The organism is Arachnia sp. (genome assembly GCF_057238465.1).
Genome location: NZ_DBHHFZ010000008.1, coordinates 139386 through 154136 on the forward strand (window position 1 = coordinate 139386; position 14751 = coordinate 154136).

14 protein-coding genes and 1 tRNA gene are annotated in these 14751 nt (G+C 69.0%); 10 read left to right on the forward strand and 5 right to left on the reverse strand.

Going from position 1 to position 14751, the window contains the following annotated elements; all coding sequences use genetic code 11:
- Window positions 1–59: 59 nt before the first annotated feature.
- Genes fepB through ACO6D6_RS09915 form a run of 5 tightly spaced genes read left to right on the forward strand, consistent with a single transcriptional unit; the run spans window position 60 to window position 4978 of the window.
- Window positions 60–1067: a Fe2+-enterobactin ABC transporter substrate-binding protein gene (gene fepB, locus ACO6D6_RS09895; protein ID WP_484785098.1), complete on the forward strand. Its 1008-nt coding sequence runs from the start codon at window positions 60–62 to the stop codon at window positions 1065–1067.
- Window positions 1064–2056, forward strand: a complete 993-nt coding sequence (locus ACO6D6_RS09900; RefSeq protein WP_484785099.1) for a FecCD family ABC transporter permease — start codon at window positions 1064–1066, stop codon at window positions 2054–2056. The genes fepB and ACO6D6_RS09900 overlap by 4 nt, the downstream gene beginning before the upstream one ends.
- Window positions 2053–3084, forward strand: coding sequence for a FecCD family ABC transporter permease (locus tag ACO6D6_RS09905; RefSeq protein WP_484785100.1), 1032 nt, complete (start codon window positions 2053–2055; stop codon window positions 3082–3084). Before ACO6D6_RS09900 ends, ACO6D6_RS09905 begins: the two co-directional genes overlap by 4 nt.
- Window positions 3081–3869 carry an ABC transporter ATP-binding protein gene (locus tag ACO6D6_RS09910; protein ID WP_484785101.1) on the forward strand — a complete coding sequence of 263 codons (789 nt, stop codon included), beginning with the start codon at window positions 3081–3083 and terminating at the stop codon, window positions 3867–3869. Before ACO6D6_RS09905 ends, ACO6D6_RS09910 begins: the two co-directional genes overlap by 4 nt.
- Window positions 3866–4978, forward strand: coding sequence for an enterochelin esterase domain-containing protein (locus ACO6D6_RS09915; RefSeq protein WP_484785102.1), 1113 nt, complete (start codon window positions 3866–3868; stop codon window positions 4976–4978). The genes ACO6D6_RS09910 and ACO6D6_RS09915 overlap by 4 nt, the downstream gene beginning before the upstream one ends.
- Here the strand turns inward: ACO6D6_RS09915 and ACO6D6_RS09920 are convergent.
- Together ACO6D6_RS09920 and ACO6D6_RS09925 are read right to left on the reverse strand one after the other, a co-directional pair.
- Complete coding sequence (locus tag ACO6D6_RS09920; RefSeq protein WP_484785103.1) at window positions 4964–7384, reverse strand: HAD-IC family P-type ATPase; 2421 nt, start codon at window positions 7382–7384, stop codon at window positions 4964–4966. The genes ACO6D6_RS09915 and ACO6D6_RS09920 overlap by 15 nt on opposite strands.
- Window positions 7323–8405, reverse strand: coding sequence for a polyprenyl synthetase family protein (locus ACO6D6_RS09925; protein ID WP_484785104.1), 1083 nt, complete (start codon window positions 8403–8405; stop codon window positions 7323–7325). The genes ACO6D6_RS09920 and ACO6D6_RS09925 overlap by 62 nt, the downstream gene beginning before the upstream one ends.
- A gap of 344 nt (window positions 8406–8749) precedes the next feature.
- Here ACO6D6_RS09925 and ACO6D6_RS09930 point away from each other — a divergent pair, with 344 nt between their 5' ends.
- Window positions 8750–9637, forward strand: a complete 888-nt coding sequence (locus ACO6D6_RS09930) for a methylenetetrahydrofolate reductase (RefSeq protein ID WP_484785105.1) — start codon at window positions 8750–8752, stop codon at window positions 9635–9637.
- Here the strand turns inward: ACO6D6_RS09930 and ACO6D6_RS09935 are convergent.
- Complete coding sequence (locus tag ACO6D6_RS09935) at window positions 9630–11810, reverse strand: HelD family protein (protein WP_484785106.1); 2181 nt, start codon at window positions 11808–11810, stop codon at window positions 9630–9632. The genes ACO6D6_RS09930 and ACO6D6_RS09935 overlap by 8 nt on opposite strands.
- 134 nt (window positions 11811–11944) lie before the next feature.
- On the opposite strand from ACO6D6_RS09935, the gene ACO6D6_RS09940 reads away from it, so the two are divergent.
- From ACO6D6_RS09940 to ACO6D6_RS09950, 3 genes are all read left to right on the forward strand, one after another.
- Window positions 11945–12733: a DsbA family protein gene (locus ACO6D6_RS09940; RefSeq protein ID WP_484785107.1), complete on the forward strand. Its 789-nt coding sequence runs from the start codon at window positions 11945–11947 to the stop codon at window positions 12731–12733.
- Complete coding sequence (locus ACO6D6_RS09945; protein ID WP_484785108.1) at window positions 12733–13533, forward strand: cytochrome c biogenesis CcdA family protein; 801 nt, start codon at window positions 12733–12735, stop codon at window positions 13531–13533. The genes ACO6D6_RS09940 and ACO6D6_RS09945 overlap by 1 nt, the downstream gene beginning before the upstream one ends.
- 129 nt (window positions 13534–13662) lie before the next feature.
- On the forward strand, window positions 13663–13941 hold the full coding sequence (locus ACO6D6_RS09950) for a DsbA family protein (protein ID WP_484785109.1): 279 nt from the start codon (window positions 13663–13665) through the stop codon (window positions 13939–13941).
- Between the two features lie 9 nt (window positions 13942–13950).
- Here ACO6D6_RS09950 and ACO6D6_RS09955 read toward each other — a convergent pair whose 3' ends face one another.
- Window positions 13951–14244 (reverse strand): hypothetical protein, encoded by a 294-nt coding sequence (locus ACO6D6_RS09955; RefSeq protein WP_484785110.1) that lies wholly within the window; start codon window positions 14242–14244, stop codon window positions 13951–13953.
- A 156-nt stretch (window positions 14245–14400) separates the two neighbouring features.
- Here ACO6D6_RS09955 and ACO6D6_RS09960 point away from each other — a divergent pair, with 156 nt between their 5' ends.
- Entirely contained in the window at window positions 14401–14607 is a 207-nt protein-coding gene (locus ACO6D6_RS09960) for a hypothetical protein (protein ID WP_484785111.1), read from the forward strand.
- A gap of 45 nt (window positions 14608–14652) precedes the next feature.
- On the opposite strand, the gene ACO6D6_RS09965 is transcribed toward ACO6D6_RS09960, so the two are convergent.
- Window positions 14653–14738 (reverse strand) — tRNA-Leu (locus tag ACO6D6_RS09965).
- Between the last annotated feature and the right edge of the window lie 13 nt (window positions 14739–14751).

A 14751-nucleotide genomic window follows, 5' to 3' on the forward strand; every position in this document is an offset into this window, starting at 1 on the left:
AGCCTCGAATTGCTACTGTGAGGTTTGCCTATCCTCGCTAGCGAATGAGGTTTCATCACATGACCAATCCACTGTTCAACCCGATACCCAGGCGCACCTTCTCCGGTCTGGTTCCGGCCCTGCTGGCGCTGGGGCTCACGGGCTGCGGATCCGGGGGAACCTCCGGGGGAGGGGACGCCTCGTCGCCCGCGAGCGCCCGCACCATCACCCACGACCTCGGGGAAACCGTCATCAACGGCACCCCGAAACGGATCGTGTCCACATCCGTGGTGCTGACCGGCACCCTCCTGGCGCTGGGCGCGCCCGTGATCGGTTCCGGGGCGTCGAAACCGGGAGCCGAGGGATTCGACGACGTCGGTTTCTTCTCCCACTGGTCGGCCACCGCCAAGGAACGCGGTGTGAAAGCCCTGTACGCGAACAGCAAACTCGACATCGAGGCCGTGACCGCGGAGAAACCGGACCTGATCATCATCGCATCCACGGGTGGGGACAGCACCAAGGACGATTACGACTCGCTGTCCAGGATCGCGCCGACCGTCGCCATCAACTACAACTCCGAGAGCTGGCAGGCCGTCACCCGGCAGGTGGCCGATGTCACCGGCACGCAGGCCAGAGCCGAGGAACTCACCAGCACCTTCAACTCGAGGCTCACGGAACTCAAGGCCGGAATGAGCGGGGTGCCCACCGAGGCGGTGCAGGCCATCGTCTACACCCCGTCCAACGGCCTGTCCTTCGCGAAACCGGGCGGTCCCCACGACGAGATCTTCTCGGCGCTCGGTTTCAAGCTCGCCGAGGCGCCCGCCAGCAGCGGCGAGGAGGGAGCCAACCGCAAGGACTTCGTGTTCGCGACGGTGGAGCAGAGCGTGCAGGCGCTCACCTCCGAGACCCTTCTGCTCGTCTCCGGCGACGACAAAACCGTCGAGCAGATGAAGGGCGACTCCAACTACAACACCTCCAAAACCGTCAGCAGTGGCAGGTTGATTCCGCTCGGGATCTCCAGTTTCAAACTGGACTACTACAGTGCGCTCGCCATGGCCGAGACCCTGGCGGCCGCCTACCAGAAGTGAGCAGGCCCGCCTGGGTGCTGCTCGGGTTGGTGGTGCTCCTGCCCTGCCTGGTCCTGGCGTCGTTCCTTTTCGGGTCCGGCGAGGTGCCCGCCGAGCAGGTGATGGCGGTGCTCTCCGGCGGCGGCACCGGGCAGCAGCGTCTCATAGTGCTCGGGATGCGCGGTTCCCGGACCCTGATAGCGCTGATCGCGGGAGCCGCCCTCGGGGTCGCCGGGGTGCTGGTGCAGGCGCTGACCCGCAACCCGTTGGCGGAACCCGGCCTGCTGGGGGTCAACGCGGGCGCGGCCTGTGCCGTCGCCATCGGTCTCGGCCTCGCCCGTTCCCTGCCGATCGCGATTCTGATGCTGGTCTCCTTGGCGGGTGCGCTCCTCAGCGGCTTGGTGGTGACCGGGGCCTCCGGGGCCTGGCGGGGACGCCACGACCCGGTTCGCATCGTGCTGGTGGGGGCCGCCTGGAGTGCGGTCGTCTCGGCAATCACCACGTTCATGCTGCTCAGTGACCCCAGGATCTACACCGAGTTCCGTTTCTGGGATGCAGGGGCCGTGGCACCGCGGCCACTGGACCTGGTGATCGCCGCGGCGGGAACGTTCGGGTTCGGGTTTCTGGCCGCACTTCTGCTGGCGAGGTCCATGGACGCCCTGGCCCTGGGGGAGGAGTTCGCCAAGGGGCTCGGCCTCGCTGCCGGCCGGGCCCGGATGCTGGTGGCCCTCACCTGCCTGGTGCTCTGCGCGGCGGCGACGGCCCTCGTGGGGCCGGTTTCCTTCCTCGGGTTGATCGCGCCCTTCGCGGCCCGGCTGGTCTTCGGGCCGAGGCATCGCGCGCTGGTCTGGTTCTCGGCCCTGCTGGGTGGGGTGACGTTGCTGGCCGCCGATGTGCTGGGCCGGGTGGTGAACCCGCCCGCCGAGGTACAGGCCGCCCTGATGTGTGCCCTGCTCGGGGCGCCGTTGTTCATCGGGCTGGCCCGGGCGCGACGGGGGGTGCAGCTGTGAGTCCGCAGGTGCGGTCCGTGCGGCTCGGGCCCGTCAGCTTCCGGGCCCGCCCACGAACCTGGCTGGTCGCGGCCCTGGTCTGGGGTGTTGCCCTGCTCGGGGCCGTCGCCGTGCTGTTCTCCGGGTCCGTGAACATGACCCCGGAGCAGTTCTGGGCGGCCCTGGCCGGGGTGGGGGAACGCGCCGACATGCTCCTGCTGTGGGAGTTCCGGATGCCCAGGGCCGTCACCGGCCTGGTGGTCGGGGCATGTCTGGGCACGGCCGGCTGCCTGTTCCAGGCGCTGTCGCGCAACGCCCTGGGTTCCCCGGAGATCATCGGTCTGACCGGCGGCGCCGCGCTGGGGGCCGTGGCCTCCGTCATAGTTTTCAGATCCTTCGGGTGGGGCACGGCCGTCGGGGCGATCATCGGCTGCCTGGGGGCCGCCCTGCTCACCTGGGTGCTCTCGCCCAGGGGATTCGGCGGCGGCAACCGCCTGATCCTCATCGGTCTCGGGGTGGCGTCCCTGATTCAACCGGTGACGGTGCTGCTGCTCACCCGGGCCGACAGCGACTCCGCGACCTCGGCCCGGTTGTGGCTGACCGGCACCCTCAACGCCCGCAACTGGAGCCACGCCGCGGTCGGCGCCGTGCTGTTCGCGGTGATCCTGCCGTTCGCCCTGCTGATCTCGCGGCACCTTGACGCCGCCGCCCCGGGAGAGGACTTCGCCGCCGGGCTGGGGGTCTCCCGTCGTTTCACGCAGTGGACGGCGACCGGCGTCGGGGTCGCGCTGACCGCGGCCGCGGTCGCGGTGGCCGGGCCCATCTCGTTCATCGCGCTCGCGGGTCCGCACGTGGCCCGCCGGCTCCTGAAGGGACCGACCGCTCCCGCGGGTGTCGCAGCGGGCACGGGGGCGGCGCTGCTGGTGGCGGCGGACCTGGTGGGGGCGAACCTGCCGGGTGGCCTGCAGCTCCCGGTGGGGGTGACGGCCGGTCTGCTGGGTGGCGCCTATCTGCTGCTGCTCCTGAACGGACAGGAAAGGAAGAAATGACCGGAACCGCCCAGGAGTTCCCGCTGGTCGCCTCGTCGGTGCGGCTCGGCTACGACCGGAAGGTCGTGATCGAGGACATCACGCTCGAGGTGCCCGAGGGGGAACTGACGATGCTCATCGGACCCAATGGGTGCGGCAAGTCGACGCTGCTGAAGGCCCTGGCCCGGGTGCTCGCCCCCAAGGCCGGATACGTGTACCTGGGAGGAACCGACATCCACCAGCTGCGAACCACCGCCGTCGCCCGCAGACTCGGGTTCCTGCCGCAACGCCAGTCGGTGCCGCCGGGCATCAAGGTGCTGGACATGGTGAGCCGGGGAAGGTTCGCCCATCAGAGGTTCTGGTCCAGGTGGTCCCAGGAGGACGAGAGGGCCGTGGCCTCGGCCCTTGAGGTCACCGGGCTGACCGATCTGCAGCGGGCCGACGTGGACGAGCTGTCCGGCGGGCAGGTGCAGCGGGTGTGGCTGGCGACGGTGCTCGCCCAGGACACACCGCTGCTGCTGCTCGACGAACCCACCACCTTCCTGGACATCGCCCACCAGTACGAGGTCCTGAAACTGGTGCGCGGGCTCCGCGACGCCGGACGTACCGTCGTCGTGGTGGTGCACGACCTGAACCAGGCCACCCGGTTCGCCACCAACCTGGTGGTGATGAAGGACGGGGCGATCGTGGCCTCGGGCCCACCCACGGAGGTGTTGACCGCGGAGCTGATCGAGAACGTCTTCGGACTCCCGGTGCTCGTCGTCCCGGACCCGGTCACCGGAACCCCGATGGTGGTGCCGCGATGACCACACACCTGCCACCCACACCCCTGTCCGCCACGGGTGCCCCGCACCCCGCGACCCCGGAGCTGCCGGAGCTGCCGGACCACTCCCCGGTCATGGGGAAGCGGTGCGTGATTGATGGCGTGGAGATGGTGGAGGTGACCTTCGTGGCCCACGAACCCCGGGGCCGTGAGGTGTTGGTGCACGTCAACAGCCTGACCGATGCGATCCGCACCCGGCTGGATCCCGCCGTCATGACCCCGTTCGGGGACACCGGGATCCAGACATTGTCCTGGTGGCTGCCCGCCGACGGTTGCTACTCCTACCGCTACTGGCGCAGCGACGAGGTGCCCCGCGACATCGGCGCGACCCGCGAGGGCTGGATGAGGGTGCACCAGGAGGGTGAACCGGATCCGCTCAACCCCGAAACCCTGCCCGCCTTCGACCTGCGGGAACAGTCGGTGTGGTGTGGCCCCGACTTCTGCCCCGTTTCGTGGGCCCCGGCAGGCGAGGCCGAGCAGCGGTGGCGGCTGCACGATGACGGAAGATTCGCGGTGCTGCCGGGGGATGACCGGACCCTGGTGCTGTTCGACGGGCTTCGCTGGCGCCTGGCGGGGGTGGCCTCCGCGCTGCGGGCCGCCGGTTTCGGCCACACCGTCGTCGCGGTCGACACCGGGGAGGGCCGGCAGCGGGCCGCGTGGCTGACCACGGCTCGGGGCTGCGCCCCGCTGGTGGAACGCGCCCGGGAACTTGCCGGGGCGGGCCGCGAAGTGATCGCCGCCGGGCAGTCTTTCGGGGGCCTGGCGTGCGTGGAACTCGCGACCCACCGGCCGGACCTGGTCACCGCCGTGATCGCCCAGTCGGCGTCGCTGTGGTTCGCGGGCGATCCCGTCCCGGCCCCGGAGGCGGAGGGCACCCTGCTGCGCCGTCTCGCCGCGGGCACGAGGACGCTGCGAGTGCCACTGGTCATCCAGGCAGGCACCGACGAACGCGGCCTGATCCGCGGCGCCCGGCGGCTGGCCGGGATCGCGGAGAGAACCGGCCGGTTGGTCTCAGCGGAGGAGTTCCGCGGCGGCCATGACCTCTCCTGGTGGCGGCACGGCCTGCTGTCGGGCCTGTCAGCCCTCGTCTGAGCCGCGCCAGATCCGCGCCGGTTCGCCCCGGTGCCTGGCGGTCAACCACCACACGAGTTCCACCAGTCCGGCCCCGATCAGCCCGGCTCCGACCCCGAACAGGATCGTCGACGGGTTGTCGAGGTTCAGCAGCAGCTGGTCCCGCAGCCACGCCCACGGAATCAGGAACATGGCCAGGTAGAAGGCGTAGGAGACGACCACCAGGCCGAGCCGCCACCACACCCACGGGCGCGCCACCACGGCCAGCACCCAGACGGACGTGATGATCAGGGCCGCCAGGGTTGCCGTCGAGGCCTGTGCCTGAGCGACGGCCGACACCGCCCCGAAACCGCGGGTGACAACGTAGGTGACGGTGGAAACCGTCCCGATGATCACGCCCGAGGGAACCGCCAGCGACAACACGCGGCGCACGAAACCCGGCCTGGCCCGTTCCTTGTTGGGGGGCAGCGACAGCAGGAAGGCGGGAATGCCGATGGTGAACCAGCCGACCACGGTCATCTGGAGCGGGATGAATGGGTTGGGCAGCCCCATCAACCCGATCACCAGGGCCAGGAAGACCGCGTAGACCGTTTTGCTGAGGAACAGTTTCGCGACCCGCTCGATGTTGCCGATCACCCGGCGGCCCTCCGCCACCACGTGCGGGAGGGTGGCGAACCGGTCGTCGAGCAGCACGATCTGCGCGACCGCCCGGGTGGCGGGGGAACCCGACCCCATCGCGACCCCCAGGTCGGCGTCCTTCAGGGCTAGCACGTCGTTGACGCCGTCACCGGTCATGGCGACGGTGTGGCCCCGGGACTGCAGGGCCTTGACCATGGCGCGTTTCTGCTGCGGGGTGACGCGCCCGAACACGTCGGCCCCGGCGATCCTCTCCGTGAACTCCTCGCCCTCGGTGGGCAGGGTTCGGGCGTCCACGGCCTCGGCCACGGACACCCCCAGGGAACGGGTGACCGCACCCACGGAGGCCGCGTTGTCACCGGAGATCACCTTCACGGCCACGTGCTGATCGTTGAAATAGGCGAGGGTGTCGGCGGCGTCGGGACGGACCAGCTGGTCCAGCACCAGCAACGCAACCGGTGTGACCACACCCGGCGCGCCGGGGGAGTCGACGGGCTCGGAGGCGCGGCCCAGCAGCAGCACCCGGCGGCCCGTGGAGCCGATCTCCTCAGCGCGGGCGGCCACATCGGCCGGGGCCAGCACGTCGGGTGCGCCCAGCACCCAGTCGCCGTGTGCGCCGAAGGAAACCCCCGACCACTTCTTGGCCGAGGTGAACGGCGCCCGGGCCGTGACCTGCCACGGTGAGGAGGCCGCGGGGGTGGCCTCGGCGATGGCCGCCATCGATGCGTTGGGCGCCGGATCGGCGGCGACGAGCTGCGCCAGCACCTCGGTGACCTCGTCCGTGCCCCCGGCCAGGGGGATCACCTCGCCGAGGGTCATGGCGTTCTGGGTCAGGGTGCCGGTCTTGTCCGCGCACACCACGCTCACCCGGGCCAGCCCCTCGATGGCCGGCAGCTCCTGCACCAGGCACTTGCGGCGCCCCAGCCGGATCACACCCAGCGCGAAGGCCATCGACGTGAGCAGCACCAAACCCTCGGGGATCATCGGCACCAGGGCACCCACCATCCGCAGCGCCGACTCCTGCCAGGTGGTGCCCGGCTGGCGGAACTGCACCCAGATGGTGAGCAACCCCGCAGGGATCAGCAACCAGGTCACGAATTTCAGGATGCGGTCGATGCCCGCCCGCAGCTCGGAATTGACCAGCGTGAACTTGGCGGCCTGCGCGGTCAGCTGCGCCGCGTAGGCCTCGGCGCCGACCTTCGTGGCCCGGTACACGCCGGAACCGGAGATGACGAAGGCGCCCGACATGAGTTCGTCGCCCACGGATTTGGCCACCGGATCGGCCTCACCGGTCAGCATCGACTCGTCGACCTCCAGGTAGTCGGCGGAAACCACCTCGCCGTCTACGACCACCTGGTCGCCCGGAGACAGCGCGATGAGGTCGTCGGCCACCACCTCGTCGCGTGGCAGGGAGACCCGCTGCCCGTCGCGCAGCACGACGGGATGGGCCTCCCCGATCACGGCCAGGTTGTCGAGGGTGCGTTTGGCTCGCAGCTCCTGGATCATGCCGATGATCGAGTTGGCGACGATCAGGATCGCGAACGCCCCCTGGGCGAACTGCAGGGTCGTGGCGACGATCACGAACAGCACCGCCAGCATCGCGTTGACGCGCGTGAAAACGTTGTCGCGGACGATCTGCCAGGTGGTGCGCCCCGAACGTTCCGGCAGCGTGTTGACCTTTCCCTCCCTGACCCGCTCCGCCACCTGGTCGGCGGTCAGGCCCCGCAGCTCACCGGTCACGATCGGTGGCCAGTCCGGCGAGTGTGATGAGGGCCGAGCGTCCCTCTGCATCAATGTCGGCTCCTTCCAGAGCGGTCAGGGCATCCGTGGTGGAACGGGCGATGAGTTCCTCGCAGGAGTTCCGAGCCCCGGTGGCCTCGATGATCTCCCGGGCGGTCGCAAGACCCTCCTCGGTGAGCCCGGGGGCGCCGAGGAGGGAATCCAGGGTGTCGTGCTGGCGGGCGTCGCCGTTCTCCAGGGCCGTCAGCACCAGCACCGTGCGTTTGCCCTCCCGGATGTCATCGCCCGCGGGTTTGCCCGTGATCCCGGGATCCCCGAAGACACCTAGGATGTCGTCGCGCAGCTGGAAGGCCCTTCCCAGCAGGGAACCGTAGGTGCCGAGAGCCGCCAGCAGCCCCGGCGGGGCCTCACCGAGCGTCGCGCCGAGTTCGGCTGGGCGCCGCACCGAGTAGCGGGCGGACTTGAACTCCAGCACCTTGTCGGCGGTGTCCGCCTGGGCCTGCGGGGTGGAGCGGTCGGTGATCCCGAACGCGGCCGCGACATCGAGGTACTGGCCGAGCAGCACCTCGCTGCGCATCGTCGCGAGCACCGGGGCGGCGCGGCGAACGGCCTCCGGGGAAAGGCCGGCGCCCTCGAACATCTCCGCGCTCCAGGAGAACAGGGCATCACCCAGCAGGATCGCGGCGGCCTCCCCGAAACGGGCGGCCCGGGGCCCCGGCAGGAGAGCCTCGAAACGGCGGTGGGCCGACGGCGCGCCGCGCCGGGTGTCGGAGCCGTCCAGCAGGTCGTCGTGAACCAGCAGGGAGGCGTGCAGCAGGTCGAGGGAAGCGGCAGCGCGCAGCAGCGGGCCCGGGTCGGTGGGCCGTCCGGCGGCCGCGACGTATCCCCAGTAGCAGAAGGCGGGACGCAGCCGTTTCCCACCCGCGACGCAGACGCGGGCGGCATCCAGTACCGCCGTCGCGCCAGTTCGTTCCGCGAGACCGGCCTGCCCGTCGAGGAACTCCGCGAGTGTCCTCCCCACCTCCGAGATGAAAAGCGAACTCATCGGGTCGTGGGCGGGGGGAATCAGCATGCGCCCCAGCTTAGGGGTTGGGGCAGTCAGGGCCCGGTACGACTTGATCAAAGCTGGTTGAGCCGGGCTGCGACGAAGGAGCTGCCCGTGTCGAAACCATAACCCCTCCTCCTGTTCACGAATCGCAGAGCCCGGGAGGCCGAGCCGCGGCCGGACCAGTTAACCCCGCCTCCTGTTCACGAATCGCGGGAGAAAAACGGTTCGACGTCGTGTGGCGACGTTGAACCGTTGAACCTCCGCGATTCGTGTATAGGAAGGGAGGTGGAGGTCGGTTGGGCCGGCCTGGGGGGAGAGCGGCGTCGTGGCTCGGCCCAAATTTCTCGGGTTCTCGTATCCTTGTCCCCATGTCTCCGACCGTTGCCGAGCTGCTTCGCGATGCCAAGTCCCCGACGCTGAGCTTCGAGTTCTTTCCCCCCCGCAGCCCCGAGGAACAGCCGCGCTTCGACGCAACCGTCGCGAAACTGAGCCGGTTCCACCCGGCCTTCCTCTCGGTGACCTACGGGGCCTCCGGTTCCACCCGCGACCGCACGGTGGCCGCGACCGCCGCCCTGGGCGCCGCCCAGCACGCCACCGTCGTAGGTCACCTGACCTGCGTGTCGCAGTCCACCGACGACCTGCTGCGAACCCTCGACGCCTTCGCGGAGGCCGGGGTCCGCGACATCCTGGCCATTCGCGGGGACATGCCCGGTGGGCCGCAGCAACCCTGGGAGCGGCACCCTGATGGGCTCGGCAACGCCACGGAACTGGTTCGGTTGATCAAGGCACACGGCGACTTCTGCGTCGGCGTGGCCGCCTTCCCGAACATCCACCAACCCGACAACGACCCCGAACTGGACGCCCGGATCGTCGTGGAGAAGGCCGCGGCTGGCGCGGACTACGCCATCACGCAGCTGTTCTTCGAGTCGCATCGCTACGTGGAACTGGTGAACCGGGTCCGTGAACGCGGCAGCCAGATCCCCATCATCCCCGGCATCGCGCCGCTGACGGTGATCACCCAGATCGAAAGGTTCGCCTCGCTGGCGGACTGCCCCCTCCCCGACGACTTCGTAGCCGCGCTCCGGGCCGCCAGGAACCCCGCCGAGGTGCGCAGCATCGGGTTGTCCCGTGCCATCAACCTGTGCCGGGAACTCCTGGCGGCGGGGGCCCCGGGGCTTCAGTTCTTCACCCAGAACCGCTGGAAGGCCACCTCCGAGGTCCTCGACGCCATCGGCTGGGGGGACCGGGTCAGCTGAGGGCCGCCCGCCAGGCCGAGGTTCCGACGTCGAGGATTGTCATGCGCTGGGTGGCTCGGGTCAGGGCGACGTAGAGCACCCGTTCCGCGCCGGGAGCCTCGGCGACGATCTCGTCGGGGCAGACCACCAGCACACCGTCGTATTCCAGGCCCTTGGCCTGCAGCGCCGTGACCACGATGAGACGTTCCTCCAGGGCCGCCAGGCGCGGATCTGACATCGCCAGGCGCGTCGTGGCCCCGAACCGCGAGGGCGGCACGATGACTCCGACCGTTCCGCTGACATGCCCGGCCAGGCCGAGACTCAGGGTGATGATCGCATCCGCCAGGCCGGCCTCATCGGTTTCCTCGATCCTCGGGACCAAACCGGTGTTGCGCACCGCGCGCGGCAGGCTGGCCTCGGGGAACACCCGGGTGATGACCTTCGCCGCCAGGTCGAATACCTCGGAGGGGGAACGGTAGTTGGTGGACAGCGTGAAACGGCGCAGCGGGGCGCGGCCCACGAGGTCGTTGACGGCCCGCTCCGACTCGGCGGTGTCCGGGTAGGAGCTCTGCGCAGGGTCGCCGACGAGCGTCCACGACGCCTGCGGGCCCCGGCGCCGCAGCATCCTCCACTGCATGGGCGTGATGTCCTGGGCCTCGTCCACGAGGATGTGGGCGTAGGTGGTCTGCGGGTCCTCGTCGGGATCGACGACGTGCTCGCGGCGCAGCAGGTCGGAGGTGGTGACCAGTTCCGAGATGCCGCCGAAATCGATGAAAACCGGTTCCTCGTGCGACTCCACGGGCACGGTACCCAGCATCTCCAGCAGCTCGTCCAGCAGAGCCATGTCCGCCACCGACCAGCCGGTGATCTCGATGTCGCCGGTCTGCAGCCACTGGTACGACTCGGCCAGATCGTCGCGTTCCCGGGGCGTGAGGTTCGGCGCCAGCTCTTCGAGCAACTCCCGATCCGCCAGACGGGCCAGCACGGTGGGGGCGTCGAGCATCGGCCACCAGGAATCCATGAACTCCCTGAACCGCTGGTGGTCGCGGATCCGCTCGTCGATCTCCTCGGGTCCGAGCTCCACATCGACCGTCAGTTTCCCGGCGAGCGCCCGGGCCACCGATGTCGTGGCCGCGTCGCGGCCGCGGTTCATCTTGTAGTTGGACAGCACCGACTCCCGGATTCCGGCCAGCTCCACCGCGTCCAGCTTCAGGACCTCACCCCTGACGCTCACCCGCAGTTCCTCGGCGGCGGGGTTCGGGGGGCGGCGAACCAACCGGCGAAGCACCTTCAGCATCCGCAGCGACCCCTTCAGGGTGGCCGTGGACGCCGCGTCGACCCGCTCCGAGACCATACCCAGCACGTCACCGGCCACGGCCCCCACCGCGCGCAGCGTCACGGAGTCCTCACCGAGGCTCGGCAGCACCCGCTCGATGTAGTTCATGAACACCGAGCTGGGGCCCACGACGAGCACCCCGCCCTTCTCGAGGCGGGACCGGTTGGTGTACAGCAGGTAGGCGGCGCGGTGCAGGGCCACGACGGTCTTTCCGGTGCCGGGGCCGCCGCCGATGATCGTCACCCCCTGGTAGGGGGCGCGGATCGCCTCGTCCTGCTCCGCCTGGATGGTGGCGACGATGTCGCGCATGGTGCGGCCCCGGGCCCGGGTCAGGGCCGCCATCAGCGCGCCCTCCCCGAGGATCGGCAGGTCGGTTTCGACGCTGGTGTCCAGCAGGTCGTCCTCCAGGCCGATGACGTTGTCGTCGCGGCAACGCAGCACGCGGCGCCGGATCACGTTCATGGGGGTGGCCTGGGTGGCGCGGTAGAACGGTTCGGCGGCGGGGGCCCGCCAGTCGATCACCAGGGGTTCGTACTCGGCGTCGCGGACACCGAGCCGACCGATGTAACGGGTCTCGGGAAAGTTCAGGTCGAGCCGGCCGAAGACCAGTCCCTCGTGTTCCGCGTCGAGGATCGCGAGACGTTTTGCCGCCTGGTAGGCGAAGGCGTCGCGTTCGAACAGGGCGGTTCCCGACTCCTCCCGCAGGTAGTCGTCCCGGTCGGTTTTGTAGATCTCTGCGCCGCTGCGGGCGAGTGTCCGGGCGCTGGCCGTGGAGGCCGCCAGGTTTTCGTAGACCCGGTCAACATGTGTCTGTTCCAGCGCGATTTCGCGCTGAAGATCGCCTCGGGAAGTGCTCAAGGGCGGTAATCCTCACTTCTGGGATGGACGCTCTACTCTACTCCGTCCGGAACCCACCAAGGATCACTTGGGTCAATGGCGAACGCACCGTAGTCTCTTGTCCCGGCAAAACCTGAGGAAGTGAGGGGGAAAGCATGAGTGGGAAACAGCAGACGGAACCGGGAAGAGGCGATCCCGCCCGCCCGTGGAAGATCGCGACGGGGATCCTGACCGTGGCGCTCGTGTTCTGTTTGGGGGTGTTGAGCCAGGCCACGCAGAACGGGAGGTCCCAGGCCGACACCTCCGCGACATCCCCGGGTGCGGCGGCGACCGCACCCGAGGCCACCCGGCAGACGCTGAACCCGTCGCAGAAGTCCGAGCAGGAGGCCGAGATCGCGAAACTGGCCAGGCGTCAGGAGAACGATCCGATGGCCAAGGGACGGGTCGACGCCCCCGTGGTGATGATCGAGTATTCCGACTACCGGTGCCCGTTCTGCTCCGTGTTCGCCGAGGACACGCTCCCGAAACTGCAGCCGCTGATCGACGACGGAACCCTGCGGGTTGAGTTCCGTGACCTCGCGGTTTTCGGTGATGACTCCGTCGCAGCCGCGGCGGCCGCCCGGGCCGCGGGGAAGCAGGGTCTTTTCTGGGAGTTCCAGGACGCCCTCTACAGAAGACTTCCCAACCAGGGGCATCCCGATGTCAAGGATGACCTCGTCATGGAGATCGCCACGCAGGTCGGGGTGCCGGACATGGCGGCCTTCGAGGCCGACTACCGCTCCGAGGAGACCCGGAACGCGGTCAGGAACGAAACCGCCGAGGGCCGCCGGATGGGTGTCAACGGGACGCCCTTCTTCTTCGTCGGAACCCGTCCGGTCTCCGGCGCCCAACCCCTGGAGATCTTCCAGCAGGTCATCGCCCAGGAGAAGGAGAAGCTCGGCTGATGGGGATCGGTTTCGCAGGTTCCTTTCTCGGTGGGCTCGCGGCCCTGCTCAGCCCGTGTGCGGCGATGCTGCTGCCGTCGTTCTTCGCCTATGCCTTCGGCGACGTGAAGGGCCGGCTCGTGGCCCGCACCGGAGCTTTTTACCTGGGGATGCTGCTGACCCTCGTACCCATGGGTCTGGGAGCCGGGGCGCTGGGGGCGCTGTTGATCACGCACCGTCAGAGCCTGGCCCCTGGAGGTGGAGTGGTGTTGATCCTGCTCGGGCTGGTGACTGCTCTCGGCATCCGGATTCCCATGCCCGGGTTGCGCAGGTCCGGTGGCACCAGCCTTTTGGCGGTCATTGCGATGGGAGCGGTCTACGGTTTGGCCGGGGCCTGCACCGGCCCGCTGCTGGGTGCCGTCCTCACCATGGCGGCGGTTGGTGGGTCACCGCTCTATGGTGCTCTGCTGCTGGCCTGTTTCGCAGCAGGCATGGTTGTCCCGCTGCTCGTGTTGGCCTGGTTGTGGGAAGGGTTCGATATCGCGCGCTTGCTGCGGCCGCGCGAACTCCGGATCGGGTCACTGCACACCACGTGGTGGGCCCTGTTGAGCGGATTGTTGATAGCCGGGATCGGGGTTCTCTTCCTGGTCACCGACGCCACGTCGGCCATTGGCGGGCTGCTTGATGCCCGGCAACAGTCTGAACTCGAGGGTCTGCTGCGCGTGTGGGGGGCGGGTGTCCCGGACCTGGTGGTGATGGTTGTGGTCGCAGCTGTCGTCGGCGTGTTGATCTGGTGGGCCGGGCGTCGTCGGCCGGAGTGAACGCGAATGGTCGCGTCGCGACTTTTCACAGGTTATGGACCTGTTGGCCCACAGGCGCGACGAGCGGCCCGGGGGATGGTGCCGAAGTCACCGTCGGAGCCGGCTGTCAGGCCCGCGAGCTCAAGGGTTGTGTACCCGTGCACGGTCGACCACAGCGACAGCGCCACCCGTTCCAAGGGGCCCGAGAGCGCGCCCTTCTCCATCGCCGCCCTGTCCGGACCGATCTCCGCCATGAACGACAAAACCCAGGAGATCGGAACCGTGGGCAGGAACGAAACCGCCGAGGACCGCTGGATGGGGATCAATGGGACCCCCTTCTTCTTCATGGGCACCCGGGTGGTTTCCGGAGCCCAGCCCCTGGAGACCTTCCAGCAGATCATCGCGCAGGATAAGGCGAAGGCCGGCTGAGGTGCGGCCTCAGATCTCCCAGCCCTGCCGATCGATGGTGGCCCGGGCCCGGTCCAGCCGGATGCAGTGCCCTCCCCGGATGTCCAGGAGGGCCTCCTGGGGCACCTCCACCCCGGTGCCGTCGGAGTCCCTGGTGCCCAACACCGAGTGATCGGTGGTGCCCGTCACCTCGCCCCAGCCGGTGAAGTCGGAGGTGCACAGGCGCATTCCGGGGGCGATGGCCGCCAAGAACTCGGGATAGGTCTCGAAGGTCTGCCCCGGGGGAACGGACGGGGGCTCGTAGGGGATTGTCGTGTCGCACATGCGCCAAGACTAGGTTTGTTCCCCCGCATTAAAGGATCGCTCGCATGGGTGGCCTGGCGATGCCCCCGAAATCGGTGAGCGCGCCCGCGATATCAAGGACGAGAGGACCGAACCGCTCAGACTGGTTACGCTGCTGGTGAGTGTGAGGAGATGAACATGGGTCTGGTTCGCAACGACTGCCGGGGTTTGTGCGACTGGCGCGACGCCGGGGAGCTCCACGACGGGTTGCCGTTGTTCCGGTGCAACGGGTGTCGTTCGGAGTGGACCCCGGCCGAACGCTGGACCCCGATCAACGCCGATGGTGAGACGTCGGAGGGGGTGCTGGCCGCGAGGGCCATGCCGAGGATCCGAAGGGACTCATGAAAAACAAAAGCCTGTTGGCCTCCGCCAACAGACTCGTGAAAAAAGTGTCCGAGAGAGGACTTGAACCTCCACGCCCTGAAACGGGCACTAGCACCTCAAGCTAGCGCGTCTACCTATTCCGCCACCCGGACCCGGGTCACCCCC

Excerpts from the sequence above, each read along its gene's own strand:
- fepB (WP_484785098.1), top strand. The coding sequence starts at position 60 with ATGACCAATCCACTGTTCAACCCGATACCCAGGCGCACCTTCTCCGGT.
- ACO6D6_RS09910 (WP_484785101.1), top strand. The coding sequence starts at position 3,081 with ATGACCGGAACCGCCCAGGAGTTCCCGCTGGTCGCCTCGTCGGTGCGG.
- ACO6D6_RS09915 (WP_484785102.1), top strand. The coding sequence starts at position 3,866 with ATGACCACACACCTGCCACCCACACCCCTGTCCGCCACGGGTGCCCCG.
- ACO6D6_RS09920 (WP_484785103.1), bottom strand. The coding sequence starts at position 7,384 with ATGCAGAGGGACGCTCGGCCCTCATCACACTCGCCGGACTGGCCACCG.
- ACO6D6_RS09925 (WP_484785104.1), bottom strand. The coding sequence starts at position 8,405 with ATGCTGATTCCCCCCGCCCACGACCCGATGAGTTCGCTTTTCATCTCG.
- ACO6D6_RS09930 (WP_484785105.1), top strand. The coding sequence starts at position 8,750 with ATGTCTCCGACCGTTGCCGAGCTGCTTCGCGATGCCAAGTCCCCGACG.
- ACO6D6_RS09940 (WP_484785107.1), top strand. The coding sequence starts at position 11,945 with ATGAGTGGGAAACAGCAGACGGAACCGGGAAGAGGCGATCCCGCCCGC.
- ACO6D6_RS09945 (WP_484785108.1), top strand. The coding sequence starts at position 12,733 with ATGGGGATCGGTTTCGCAGGTTCCTTTCTCGGTGGGCTCGCGGCCCTG.
- ACO6D6_RS09955 (WP_484785110.1), bottom strand. The coding sequence starts at position 14,244 with ATGTGCGACACGACAATCCCCTACGAGCCCCCGTCCGTTCCCCCGGGG.
- ACO6D6_RS09960 (WP_484785111.1), top strand. The coding sequence starts at position 14,401 with ATGGGTCTGGTTCGCAACGACTGCCGGGGTTTGTGCGACTGGCGCGAC.